13 protein-coding genes are annotated in these 12615 nt (G+C 49.6%); 4 read left to right on the top strand and 9 right to left on the bottom strand.

The window, feature by feature from the left end; all coding sequences use genetic code 11:
- Positions 1 to 42 precede the first annotated feature (42 nt).
- Positions 43 to 939 carry a DUF2911 domain-containing protein gene (locus tag HNV11_RS12270; protein ID WP_171739939.1) on the bottom strand — a complete coding sequence of 299 codons (897 nt, stop codon included), beginning with the start codon at positions 937 to 939 and terminating at the stop codon, positions 43 to 45.
- A gap of 78 nt (positions 940 to 1017) precedes the next feature.
- On the opposite strand from HNV11_RS12270, the gene HNV11_RS12265 reads away from it, so the two are divergent.
- On the top strand, positions 1018 to 1578 hold the full coding sequence (locus HNV11_RS12265) for an NUDIX hydrolase (RefSeq protein WP_171739938.1): 561 nt from the start codon (positions 1018 to 1020) through the stop codon (positions 1576 to 1578).
- An 85-nt stretch (positions 1579 to 1663) separates the two neighbouring features.
- On the top strand, positions 1664 to 2050 hold the full coding sequence (locus tag HNV11_RS12260; protein ID WP_171739937.1) for a hypothetical protein: 387 nt from the start codon (positions 1664 to 1666) through the stop codon (positions 2048 to 2050).
- 86 nt (positions 2051 to 2136) lie between these two features.
- Here HNV11_RS12260 and HNV11_RS12255 read toward each other — a convergent pair whose 3' ends face one another.
- Together HNV11_RS12255 and HNV11_RS12250 are read right to left on the bottom strand one after the other, a co-directional pair.
- Positions 2137 to 2778, bottom strand: coding sequence for an NUDIX hydrolase (locus HNV11_RS12255; protein ID WP_171739936.1), 642 nt, complete (start codon positions 2776 to 2778; stop codon positions 2137 to 2139).
- Positions 2779 to 2853: 75 nt separating this feature from the next.
- Positions 2854 to 4422, bottom strand: a complete 1569-nt coding sequence (locus tag HNV11_RS12250; RefSeq protein WP_171739935.1) for an NAD(P)/FAD-dependent oxidoreductase — start codon at positions 4420 to 4422, stop codon at positions 2854 to 2856.
- 202 nt (positions 4423 to 4624) lie between these two features.
- Between HNV11_RS12250 and HNV11_RS12245 the strand changes: the two genes are divergently transcribed.
- On the top strand, positions 4625 to 5833 hold the full coding sequence (locus HNV11_RS12245; RefSeq protein ID WP_171739934.1) for an acyl-CoA dehydrogenase family protein: 1209 nt from the start codon (positions 4625 to 4627) through the stop codon (positions 5831 to 5833).
- A gap of 10 nt (positions 5834 to 5843) precedes the next feature.
- On the opposite strand, the gene HNV11_RS12240 is transcribed toward HNV11_RS12245, so the two are convergent.
- Entirely contained in the window at positions 5844 to 6788 is a 945-nt protein-coding gene (locus tag HNV11_RS12240; RefSeq protein ID WP_171739933.1) for a helix-turn-helix transcriptional regulator, read from the bottom strand.
- Between the two features lie 95 nt (positions 6789 to 6883).
- On the opposite strand from HNV11_RS12240, the gene HNV11_RS12235 reads away from it, so the two are divergent.
- On the top strand, positions 6884 to 7210 hold the full coding sequence (locus tag HNV11_RS12235; protein WP_171739932.1) for a GNAT family N-acetyltransferase: 327 nt from the start codon (positions 6884 to 6886) through the stop codon (positions 7208 to 7210).
- A 303-nt stretch (positions 7211 to 7513) separates the two neighbouring features.
- Here HNV11_RS12235 and HNV11_RS12230 read toward each other — a convergent pair whose 3' ends face one another.
- The 5 genes from HNV11_RS12230 to HNV11_RS12215 form a co-directional block, all read right to left on the bottom strand.
- Positions 7514 to 9544: a tetratricopeptide repeat protein gene (locus HNV11_RS12230; RefSeq protein ID WP_171739931.1), complete on the bottom strand. Its 2031-nt coding sequence runs from the start codon at positions 9542 to 9544 to the stop codon at positions 7514 to 7516.
- Between the two features lie 548 nt (positions 9545 to 10092).
- Positions 10093 to 10581: a hypothetical protein gene (locus HNV11_RS12225; RefSeq protein ID WP_171739930.1), complete on the bottom strand. Its 489-nt coding sequence runs from the start codon at positions 10579 to 10581 to the stop codon at positions 10093 to 10095.
- 131 nt (positions 10582 to 10712) lie between these two features.
- Positions 10713 to 11219: an IS1 family transposase gene (locus HNV11_RS12220; RefSeq protein ID WP_171739929.1), complete on the bottom strand. Its 507-nt coding sequence runs from the start codon at positions 11217 to 11219 to the stop codon at positions 10713 to 10715.
- The gene (locus tag HNV11_RS24215; RefSeq protein ID WP_394353889.1) at positions 11164 to 11430 is read right to left on the bottom strand and encodes an IS1-like element transposase; all 267 of its coding nucleotides are present in this window, start codon (positions 11428 to 11430) and stop codon (positions 11164 to 11166) included. The genes HNV11_RS12220 and HNV11_RS24215 overlap by 56 nt, the downstream gene beginning before the upstream one ends.
- A 26-nt stretch (positions 11431 to 11456) precedes the next feature.
- On the bottom strand, positions 11457 to 12248 hold the full coding sequence (locus tag HNV11_RS12215) for a DUF5018 domain-containing protein (protein ID WP_205402731.1): 792 nt from the start codon (positions 12246 to 12248) through the stop codon (positions 11457 to 11459).
- Positions 12249 to 12615 lie beyond the last annotated feature (367 nt).

Genomic DNA, 12615 nt, shown 5'->3' with positions numbered 1-12615 from the left:
TCAAATGATAAGAAGCGGGCTTTTTTGCATCAGACAAGTGCGTTACGCCTTGCGCTTGCCTTTTCCTTTGGCGGGAGCCGCCGGGAGTTTGGCGGTGTACTCGGCAATGCTCTTTTCAATACCCTCCTTAAAGAAGGCAAAGATCGGGTCGTTGGACGACTGACCGAGCGCGAGGGCTTTCTGCGCAATCGGCAGCGCATCGGCAAACTTGCCCATTCGGCCCAGAATCTGCGACTTAACGAACAGGTTGCGGAAGTTCTCCTGGCCTGCAATAGACTTGTCGATCCACGTCAGCGCCTGGTCAAGGTTACGGCCTCTGGACAGGTTATAGCTGGCGGCTGCCTGCAGAACGGCCGGATCGTCGGGCTTTTCAGTTACTGCTTTGTCTACATTGGCGGCTGCGTATTTGTTGACGTCAACGGCCAGATCTGCCGAGGCTTTCACGTTGCCCCACAGAAAATTCATTTTCGCCGTGCTGTCGGTTACGTCGCTGAAGCCGATAGTGAACGTTTCGGTTTTTTCGGACGTCGTGGTCGGTTTCAGGCTCACGCGCAGGGCGTCTTCATCCTGTTTGTAAGACTGCTCCGTTACGCCTTTGTTTTTGCTGAAAATCAGCGTCCAGTTGTCCTGGGCTGGAATCGACAGAATCGCGTAGGTTCCGGCGGGGAGCGTCTGGCCGTTGACCGTCAGGTCGGTAGAGGTGGTGAAGGCCGTTGCTGCGTTGGCACCCGTCCGCCATACTTTGCCGCTCGGTACGAAAGCGTCGGTAAAGGGCTGACGACCTTTCAGGCTGGGCCGCGAATAGTTGACCGTCAGGTCGGTTGTGCCGACGGTTTGGATCACCGTAGCGCCGGGGCTAGGGGAAGGAAGCTTAATCTGCGCCGTGGCTAACTGAGCTGCTAAGCAAAGCGTTACGCCACTAACTACGAATTTACGCATGAACTGGGAATAATTTTGGGTTGATGATTTTCTGAAAATCAAGACGAAATTGCGGCTTTTTACGCATAAACCCAACTCATGCACCGCCAGCCGCTCCTTTCGCTCCTCCATCAGCACCTTCAGCACCACCGGTTCGCCGACGCCAATGAACAGGCCATGACCCAGGAAACGATTATGTTCGTTGAACAGCATCCCGATTGTTTTGAGCGGACGCTGCTGGTCGGGCACGTAACGGGCTCCGCCTGGATTATCGGGCGTGATCGGGGCCATTCCGACGAGCCGCGGGTGGTCCTGATTCACCACCGTAAACTCGATCGCTGGTTTCAGCCCGGTGGGCATGCCGATGGCGATCCGGACGTAGCGGCAGTGGCCCTGCGGGAGGCACAGGAAGAAACCGGCCTGACGTCATTGCAGCTGGTCAGCCCGGCGATTTTCGACGTCGATATTCATTCCATACCCGCCCTAGACAGTAAGCCCGCTCACCTCCACTACGATATTCGATTTTTGCTGGAAGCTGATCCGGAAGAACCGTTCGGCATTACGGATGAAGTGCAGAATATTCGGTGGTTTTCTCTTAAAGAAGCCAATTCTTATGCAAAATCTGAGTCTATTTTCAGAATGATACAAAAAATGTTATAAAACTATAAATATAGTAGCGATTTTTGTTGTTTATATATTGAGACAGAATTGTACTTTTGTCGTACAACAAAACCACAGAATCGCTATGAAAACGGTACTTTCACTACTAACAGGTCTATGCCTGCTGGCCTTGTCCGGGCAGGCTCAGGACGACCGGAAACTACGTAACGATCCGACCTATTCGACTCATAACTATAAACACCCTAACAAAGCCGCGGCCGCCCGGCGCTGGGAAGCCAGTGAAGGGGTATCTGTCCGGCAACCGGCGCCGGGGGATGCGCGTCTGGCCGACTATAAAAAGCAGGTACCTTTCCAGCAACCCAGTGGGGGTGTCACGGTCGACCATACGCCTGTTCAGGACGTAACGGTTCGGAATTATAAAATCCAGCGTCCGTTTCAGGCTGCTTCGCCCGACACCATCACCCGGAAGAAGACGATTCGGCCCGATAAGTCAACTGGGATCGGCGATTAAGCGCGTGTATCGCCTGGTTCAAAAGCCATCTGCCTGTCAGGTGGCTTTTTTTATGAGGGTAAGTCAATCAGCTACGGGTTTGGGAGCTAGGAGGGCGTGATTGATCCCATCACCATCAGCAGCTCGCTGATCATCATGGCCGTAGCACCCCAGACGCGGTAGCCCTCGATCTGGTAAAAGGGGGCATCGACCATTACCCCGCGCACCTCGATCTGGCTGTCGCCGACGATGGTTTCGTCGAGCAGCGTCTGCAGGTCTACTTCCACCACCGCTTCGACCTCGTGGGGGTCCGGGTAAAAATCGGGCCGGTAGGGGAGAACGCCTACCACCGGCTGCACATAGAAGTTACTCGGCGGAATGAACAGCTCGGTCAGTAACCCCAGCACTTTTACGTCCGACACGCGGATGCCCACCTCTTCCTGAGCTTCGCGTAGGGCCGTACGGGTCAGGTTTTCGTCGATTCGCTCCATGCGTCCGCCCGGAAAGGCCATCTGCCCCGCATGAACGCCGTCGTACTGCGGACGCAGGATCAGTGGCAGATAGATTGAATTCTGATAAGGGTAAAAACAGATCAGTACCGCCGACCGACGCGTACGTTCATTGGGCCTGATCCCGAGCCGGTAACGGGCCGTCGACGCCATTTTCTGATGGGCTGCTTCGCCCGGCAGCGGCTCCTGCAACCGCTGCCGGAGGTGTTCAGTAAAGGTCTGGAAGGAGGTGTCGATCATAGTGGTTTCCGGTCTTCCGTTTTCGGTAGTGGCTCGCCGAATCAGGGCCGTAAACTACAAACCGAAAACCAAACCTCATTTATACAGATGCACAAGTTGTTCGGCGCAGCGCTCGCCGTCCATAGCCGCCGAGACAATCCCGCCCGCGTAGCCCGCGCCCTCGCCACACGGAAACAGCCGCCGAACCTCTACGTGTTCGCAGGTGTCGCGGTCGCGCGGAATACGTACCGGCGACGAGGTTCGGCTTTCCACACCGATCACCTGTCCGTCGTTGCTCAGATACCCCCGCATTTTCCGGCCGAAATCGCGTAAACCCTGCCGCAGGGGCTGGGCAATGTGATCAGGCAGCACATCCGCCATATCGACCGATGCCAGACCGGGCTGGTAGGACGTTGGCAGCAGTTCACCCGATACGCGACCCTCCACAAAGTCGGCCACGCGCTGGGCCGGAGCCGTCTGGTTATTACCGCCCATGCGGCAGGCCCAGCGTTCCAGATCCTGCTGCAGCGCCAGCCCCGCCAGCGGTCCCTCGTCGGCATACGGCTTCAGGTCGGTATCGGTAATGGCCACAACCAGCCCTGAATTGGCGTATTTCGAGTCCCGGCGCGAAGGCGACATCCCATTGACAACCAGTTCGCCGGGGGCCGTGGCGGCCGGAACGATAAACCCGCCCGGACACATACAAAACGAAAAAACGCCCCGTTCTACCCCGTTGAAACGCGTCTGGGTGACTAAACTATACGAAGCCGCCGGCAGATAGTCGCCCCGGTCGGGCTGATGGTACTGGAACTGATCGATCAGAGACTGCTGATGCTCAATGCGAACACCCATGGCGAAAGGCTTGGCCTCAATCCGAACGTTACGTTCCTGGAGCAGGTGAAAAATATCCCGCGCTGAATGGCCCGTTGCCAGAATGACCCCGATGCCGTTCAGCTCCTCGCCGGTGGCCGTAACGACGCCTTTCAGCTCGCCATTCACCAGAATCAGGTCGGTTACTTTCGTATCGAAGCGAACTTCGCCACCGGCCCGGAGGATGCTCTCGCGGAGGTCGGCCACCACGCCGGGGAGTTTGTTGGTACCAATGTGCGGGTGAGCATCCACCAGAATCTGATCGGTAGCGCCGTGGGCCACAAAAATCTCCAGAATCCGCCGAACGTCGCCCCGCTTGGTCGAACGGGTGTAAAGCTTGCCGTCGGAGTACGTACCGGCCCCGCCCTCGCCAAAACAGTAGTTCGACTCGGGGTTGACAATATGATCTTTGTTGATAGCCGCCAGATCGCGTCGGCGGGCGCGTACGTCGCTGCCGCGTTCGAGCACAATGGGTTTTACACCCAGTTCAATGAGCCTCAGAGCCGCAAACAGGCCCGCCGGCCCCGCACCAACCACAATGGCCTGTCGGGCCTGGCTGACATCGGTCTGGGGTTTCTGATACCGGATGAGTGGGGGAGGAGTTTCGCCGACAAACACCTCGGCGTCGACATGAACCCGAATCTGCCGACCACGGGCATCGATAGACTGCCGGCGTTTGCGAACTACAGCCGGACTGCTGGCAGGAAGGCGAAGGGAACGAAGGGCCTCGGCCTGAAAAGCCAGGTCGTCGTAAGCCTGTTCGGGCGTAAGGGTAAGTGAAAGTTGATGAATCATGAACCAATCAGGGCCGGTGTTTATCCGGCAGGGAATACATACAATCAATAAACGTCTCCCAGGAGTAACAGACAGCTCCGGGTTTGGGTTCGTGCCAGTGTGTTTCGCGGGCTTCAGCGTAAAAAGTAGCCTGATTTAAGCTGGAGACGGGCAAAAAATGGCCTTGTAGCCAACAAGCCGACCGGTTTGGAGTTAAATCGGTATGCAAACCGTCCTCACAACCCTGCCCCGCAACAAGGTCGACTCGTTTGAGTCGCCGGATTTCTACCAGCTCGACGATCTGCTGACGGCTGAACATAAACTCGTTCGGTCGGCCGTGCGCGATTTTGTCAAGCGTGAGATCACGCCTATTGTCGAAGACTGTGCCCAGCGGGCCGAGTTTCCCCGGCATCTGGTCACGAAGTTTGGCCAGATCGGTGTTTTTGGTGCTACTATCCCCACAAAATACGGCGGGGGCGGCCTGGATCAGATTTCCTACGGCCTGATGACGCAGGAGCTGGAACGGGGCGACTCGGGTATGCGCTCCTGTGTGTCGGTGCAGAGTTCGCTGGTCATGTACCCGATCTGGGCGTTTGGGTCCGAAGAGCAGCGCGAAAAATACCTGCCCCGGCTGGCGACAGGTGAACTGCTGGGCTGCTTCGGCCTGACCGAAGCCAACCACGGCTCCGACCCCGGCAGTATGGAAACGAACTTCATCGAGCGCAGCGACTACTACCTGCTCAACGGCGCCAAACTCTGGATTACCAACGCGCCCATCGCCGATATTGCGATCGTCTGGGCGAAAAACGATCAGGGCAAAGTTCGGGCGCTGATTGTGGAGCGGGACATGGAAGGCTTTTCGACCAACGCAATCGAGAACAAATGGTCGTTACGCGCCAGCACCACCGGCGAACTGGTATTTCAGGACGTGCGGGTGCCGAAAGAAAACCTGCTGCCTGAAGCTTTTGGCCTGAAAAGCGCCATCAAATGTCTCGATCAGGCCCGCTACGGCATTAGCTGGGGCTCGCTGGGAGCCGCCATGGAGTGCTATGAAGTAGCCCGGCGGTACGCCCTCGAACGCGTTCAGTTCAACAAGCCCATCGCCAGTTTTCAGTTAATTCAGAAGAAGCTGGCCGAGATGCTGACCGACATTACCCAGGCGCAGCTCTTGTGCTGGCGGTTGGGGATGCTCAAAAACGAGGAGAAAGCGACCACTGCGCAGATTTCACTCGCCAAGCGTAACAACGTCGAGATGGCGTTACGGATCGCGCGGGAGGCCCGGCAGATTCTCGGGGCTATGGGGATTTCGGGCGAGTATCCGGTCATGCGGCACCTGATGAACCTCGAATCGGTCAGCACCTACGAAGGCACGCACGACATCCACCTGCTGATTCTGGGGGCCGACATCACCGGGATTCCGGCGTATAAATAATACGGCGATGTCAGGCGTAATGCGTCTGGACTTCTTCTACCAGCCGCTGCATCATCGTGCGGAGCAGATCGGGCTGCTCGATGGTCACCTGATTGCCGAACATGAGCAGCCACCGGGCCAGTCCTTCGACGTAAGGCGTCAGAAACTGCATCCGGACGCAGTCACCCACGGTTTCCTCGCCCTGGAAGCCGAAATAGTGCTTCTGCTCCTGCATGTAGCGGGTCGCTTTCTTCTGGAACACCAGCGTAACGGCCACCGAGGGGCGATCGCTGTTGCCCACGCGGTCGAGGTATTCCTGCAACGTCAGCCGCTCGCGCCGACTGAATCGCTGGCCCGTACCGGTTAGCTCGCGGATGCGGTCAACCCGAAAGTCGCGGTAATCCTGACGGGTGCGGCAAAAGCCGATGAGGTGCCAGTTCATGCTGTAATGACACAGCCCAACCGGCTCAACTTCGCGACGGGTTTCGGCGTCGTTATACAGCGAATGGTATTGCAGGTCAAGAACGTGGTGGCGGGCAATGGCCTGCTGTAACGTAACGAGCAGCCCATCGGCATAGGGTTGGTCCCGGACGGGTTTCGATACGTCCACATTCGGTGCGAGGTCGTCCAGATGCTCCTGATCGGCGCGTTTCAGCACCGACTTGATCTTGAACAGAGCCGATTCGAAGGCCGTCCGCACCGACTGATCGGTCCATTTTTCAATTAGTTTGGCCCCCAGCAGTAGCGCACTGGCTTCGGCATTGGTCAGCATGACCGGCGGCAAATGGTAGTCGGTTAGGAAATAACCGACGCCCGCTTCGGCGCCGATGGGCACGCCCGCTTCTTCGAGCGACCGCACATCGCGGTAAACCGTCCTGAGGCTGATACCGAAGCGTTCGGCTAGCTCCTGCGCCCGGACAACCCGCTTGGTTTGCAGATGAATCAGGATGGCGGTCAGGCGGTCAAGGCGGTTCATGGCATGTAAGGGCTGAAATCGAAGGCGAAAATAACCCAAACGGCTAAACAAGTAAGCGGCTTTTTGAGTAGAGAGAGGACGTAATACCAACTGCTATGAGTCTTTCCGATAAATCGCCTGATGAAAGCATCGTCCGCGATAACCGTCACCAGCACCGCTTCGAACTAAAAACGGACGGCAAGCTATCCATTGTTGCCTACCAGAAAGTGGACGACGAAACCCTTGCCCTGACGCATACGGAAGTAGACCCCAGCCTGGAGGGGCATGGCGTCGGGTCGAAGCTCGTGCAGAGCGTGCTGGAATACGTAGAGCGAAACAACCTGAAAATCATTCCGCTATGCCCCTTCGTAACCACCTACCTCAAACGCCACCCCGACTGGAACCGGGTTGTTTCAAAAGATTATAACGTCAGTGATTTTTGAGCGTAGACAAGGATTTATTTAGTTCGCCCAACAACCACAAGGGCTGATGGGAGTCGCTTTATTCACGGCAAGATACGTGCCTTGACCTTTGTACCCTTGTCTGCGTTGGGCTGCAACTTCTCCTCCTGGGGCGAGCAGCCTGTCGCCGGGAAGCAGCCTCACGCAGAGCGATACTACTTATTGATACGTGAACAGGTTCGTAAAGTCGTTAGCTTACATATATAGCATGACTTTCTCACAAGCTATATTGAGCAATCATAAACTTTACAGGCTTACTTACGGATTAATAAAATCCACTTCTGCCTATCGTCGTATTATTCTTTTTAACCCTGCCCTAGCTTCTAAATCCTTGGGATTGATAGCAAGTGCCTTGTTATAAAATATTATTGCCTCTTCTAACTTATTCTGCAATTCCTTGATGCGAGCAAGATTGTTGAACGCGGATATATATTTATTATTGATTTGAATAGTTATGCGATACATTTTTTCGGCCTCAGGAAAACGTTTTTGATCTCTTCTTAAATTACCAATACTATTGTAAGCAAAAGCAGAATTAGTCGGACTTATATTAATAGCTCTACGATGTAGCAAGTTTGCTCTATCTACTTTGCCTTTTGCAATCTCGAGAAGGCTCAAACAAATTAATGCATCTACAAAATTAGGATTTAGTTTAATTGATTTCTTTAATTCTTGCTCGGCTGATATGTAGTTATGGCGATCTAATTCTAGAAATCCTTTATAGACATACGCATTGACACCACTAGAATCAACTTTAATTGCCTTGTTATACCAGTATTTAGCTAAGGATTGATTACCACGTCCTTCAGCCATTATACCTAAATAAGCCGCAGAATTGGGTGCTTTTGGATTTGCTCTATTAGAAAGGTGATACATAGAATCGACCGTAACATTTTGCATCATATCCCTTCTTATATGTCCCATATTATTGTATGCATACGCTGGTCGTTTAGGTTCTAATTTTAAAGCAACTCGAAAAAACGAATCCGCTTCAGCAATAATACCCTGATCTCTTTTTAAAATACCTAGAATATTATGCGTAAAATAATTTTTAGGCTCCAGCTTGATTGCTTGTGTATATAATTCTTCTGCCTCAACTAAACGACCTTCATCTCTTTTGAGTAGGCCTAAATTGATATATCCATCAACTTGTCTGGGTGCAACGTCAATAGCTGTTTGAAAAAGTTTTTCAGCTGTATCAGAATCGCCTTGATATTTTTTTAGAAGTCCGAGATTAATGTATGCATATGAGGAATAATTTGGATTTTGTGCAATAGCACTATTAAAATATTCTTCCGCCATCAAAGAATCTTTATGATTTAATTTTGATAGTCTCAATAAACCAAAATTTACATAAGCGCTTGCGCTCTTAGGATTAGCATTTATAGCATTTTTAAAGCAAGACTCAGCTAAAATGTACTGTTTATTTTCCCGCATGAGCAATCCTAAGTTATTATACGCAGCAGCATTTTGACTATTTTCCTGAATAGCCTTATTAAAATAAACTCTTGATTTTGTAGTATCACGAGGCAATTTACTATTCTCTATTAATCCAAGTATCAAATAAGCTTCCGATCTGTCGCCTGTTTCTAGATAAGGTAGATTATCTAGCAAAAACCTTTTTCCTTCAGCAAAATTATTTTTGGCATAGTAATAGTTAGCTATAGTAATTGGTTTGAGTTTTTTGAATAATTCTAATGCGACTAAATTAATCCCAATACGAACTGAATCAACAGAAACTTTGGCCTGAAAAGTTTCACTTTTATATCTACAAATAATTTCTACGTTTTTATCTTTAATTAAAATATTGCCACTTACATTAAGCCTCTCTTTGTTAAAGTATATTCTAAAAAAATTTATTATAGATGAAAAGGAAATTTTTGTTTCAGATACTTCAAAATTCAAATCGGGTATATCATTATATACTCCGATCGTTACTATATCCAGCCGTGGATTTAATGTGTATTTTACAGAGTCTTCAGCGACATATTTTATCCTATTTATCTCATCTATAAGGTATCTTGCAACCACAGTTCCTGTATATCCTTGAGTAACTAATTCTTCAGGTACTTCGATAGAATCGAAAATTATATAGTTTTTATTTACCTCTCTCCATATCATATGAACAATTACACATATAACTATAATAAGCACTGTACTAATAACAATAGATCTTAATTGGCTAAGACGTTCTTTAAGCCGGTCTAGCTTAGAATTAGCCTTTGTTATACTTTTTGCTCTATTAGTATTAGCAAAAAGTATTGAGCCAAGACGATATAAGCCAGCCACCATCGTAGTTTTTGCCCTTTTTGCCATAGCATTATCCTATATGCCTACTATATCATTTTTTCATTTGATCGTCACAATAGACAATACACTCATTCGTCCTAAATTATTAAATATAATAAATCATAGATATAAGAATACTCCCGTATCGTTCCCCACTCAAGCTCAGCCGTATTACTCTCTTTCACTATATCGCTCATATCTAACTCAACCCGTTTCCAGCTCACTTTTGGGTAGTTGGTTGCTCGCCTGCTACATTATTATTTGCCTAACGGGAGCGTTTCTCGTGTCAGCCGCAACCCGCCAAACAAACAAAAAACCTGACCTCTTGGACGTACAACCTGTCAACCGAAACGCCGAAATGGAAGAATAAACCTTCCCAAGCGGGGCGTTCAAATTGTCGCCCGGAAGCTAGAATTTGAAGCAGTTTATGAACTCGCACCTAACACCCCAAAGGGCTGATGGTAAGCAAAATACTCAAAACGGGCGAGTTGCCTGCTACCTTTACACCCTTTGTCAGTTGGGCTGCCTACTTTTCTTCGGGACGTGCTCCCTGTCACCGGGAGTTGTTTAATCTATCATTGGCAATTATTATAAGTAAGTTTATAATTAAATTTCTGTTGTTTGGGAGACGTAGTATTAACATCTGTGTCGAAAACAATCTGAATTTCAGATGGGAAGTTTTGGCTATTAAGCTTGTTAATCCAAGCAATTTTTGTTATAACTGTGCTGCCTGCATCTGAATAAACCGTCGTTTTTGCTGGGCTACTCTGCCCCAAATAACTACCAAATAAACTCCAATTTGAACTGACTGTAAACCAGTAAAATGTATACAGAAAAGCTGGTCGTAAACTCTGAGGAGTGAAAAAATATTTACCAGTAGTGTATTCGAAATCGCTTGTTCGAATGACTTTTTGATTCGTTCCTGTACCTTGTATTACTGTAGATTTTATAATTGAACCATTGTTGTACAGATAGTTTGAAGTACAACAGTTTGTAATACTTTGCGTAATTTGATTAGATTCATTAACTGTAACAGAATTTTTTTCAGATGCTGTTGTGATCAACTCAACGCTAATTAATTTGCCTGTCTGATATGTAGGTATATACCTAAAACCTTTAGCATCTCTGGCTTCAACGAGGTCGTCCGTTGCTCCGTAAGTACAAGAAAGTGAAAAAGGAGTTAAAGGGTAGTGGCTTAATTGCGTTTATTGGCAAAGAAAAATTGGTTGATGAATAGACCGATTATCGTATCATGTATAGTAACTGACTTGGAAAAGCAGATCGTTCGGCGGGCCAGGCGTTTTAGCCGGGTCCGAAGAGTAAGATGCTTTCGTTCAAGACTCTGCAATAAAGCTTTGCTTTCCAAACGCAGTCTTTGATCCAAACAATCAAAGTATGCCCACCAGCAGTCTGTTATCCACCTAATTACCTGAATTCTAGCTTGCTCTAATAGAGCTAGTAAGTGACGGAAGGTTTGGTGAGTACGACGACCAAAAACAAAAGCAACCACCTCGCCGGTCACGGCATCCTCTACCCACCATAGCCAGCGCGGCTGCTTCTTATTACGTACGTAAGCCCACATTTCGTCAACTTTAAGCGTGATTTTCAAGCCTTTATTGACATAAACAGGATTGACATAAACAACCTCACTGCTTTTTTTTAAATTGGTTGCTAACTGTATTGCGGTTAACACCCAGGACACGAGCCGTATCGCGCACGCCCGATCCATTCAGCACCATTTGGGTAATTTGCTCTTTAACCAATGGATCACGGGCTTTGTGGGTATAAATCTGCACAAATGTTCGACCGCAGTCGTAGCATCGGTAGCGTTGAGTGCCAGCCCGAGTAGAGCCATAGCGTTTGACTTGTTGAGTTTGACCGCAATGTTTGCAAATAACCGCTTCTAAGACCATCAACAAAGATACCATTTCAACGCAATTCAGCCACGACCAGTTAAAGTATTGCCAGATAAATACGTTCCATCAATTTTAGTAACTCGCCCCTGTGAATCGTACTGAAAATTTATATTTTCGCTTGTATCAAGGTTATCTATTCGGCTTATTAAGCAACCTATATTATTAGAAGTTGGGTTGCCCTTTGCGATCTTTACTTCATAAATTTGTTGACTACCGTCCTCCGCCGTTACAGTATAGTTCACTGGGTTAATGAAATTCTGAGCTATACCTGATGCAGGTGAAACTGTTGCTTTTGCTGAAACGCTGACGGTCGGAACTAAAGCCGTTAGATTAGCCTCGGCTGGCACAGTGGCTGATATGGCATGTGTAGCTTGGGCAATGCTGGCTGATACAGCCGGAGTGAGGGCAGCAAAAATAAAGCTAGTAATCTGTTTTTCACTTGATTTTGGAGCCGCCTGCACGACTACCTTTACAGTGTAGGTTTGTGTGCTAGTGTCCTCGGCGGTAACTGTATAACTGACCGGATTGGTAAAATTCTGTACGCTCCCTGAAACTGGTTTTACAGTAGCCCCGCTCGGCAACGTAAAGGAGATTTTTAAGGCCGTCACATCGGTACCAAAAGGCACTGTGATCATGTGTGTAAAAGTGGCAGCATCATAAGTTGCGGAAGCACTACTTATCCCATCAATAACCGGATTGGTTAAACTTTTTGCTGAACTCTTGGGAGTTACGGGCGTGTCAGGAGTTTTACTACATTGGGCAAACACCAACCAGAGGAAAAACAACAAAGAGATACTTTGTAAAAATGCTTTCATCATTGTATGGATTAGAGTATATAAAGGTTAAAGGTGTTCTTCCTGTTCTGTATAAATTGCCTAACCAGGGCGATTCTCGTGTCGACCGAAGCCGCCTAACGAACCCCGTAACTGCCCTCCGGGACGTGTGGCTTGTCACACGCGGCCCGGAAATGCAAGCACTGCTTTTACGGGTCACCCAACGACCGTGAGGGTGAAGCCGGGGAGCGTAGCGACAGCGGCTTACACCCTCACGATGTTGTACGAGCGTCGACCGGCTCGACCGACAGCTTGACTGTCCGTTTACACCCATCCAGTCCGGGGGATGGGCTGAAGCGGTTGGCCGTGCATTTTTGGGCTAGCTTGTCGGGAGCTTTGTAAGCGAGCT

The sequence above is a fragment of the Spirosoma taeanense genome (assembly GCF_013127955.1).
Lineage (GTDB): Bacteria > Bacteroidota > Bacteroidia > Cytophagales > Spirosomataceae > Spirosoma > Spirosoma taeanense.
The sequence above is the reverse complement of the archived record's forward strand: the minus strand, read 5'-3'. Positions and strand labels throughout refer to the sequence as shown.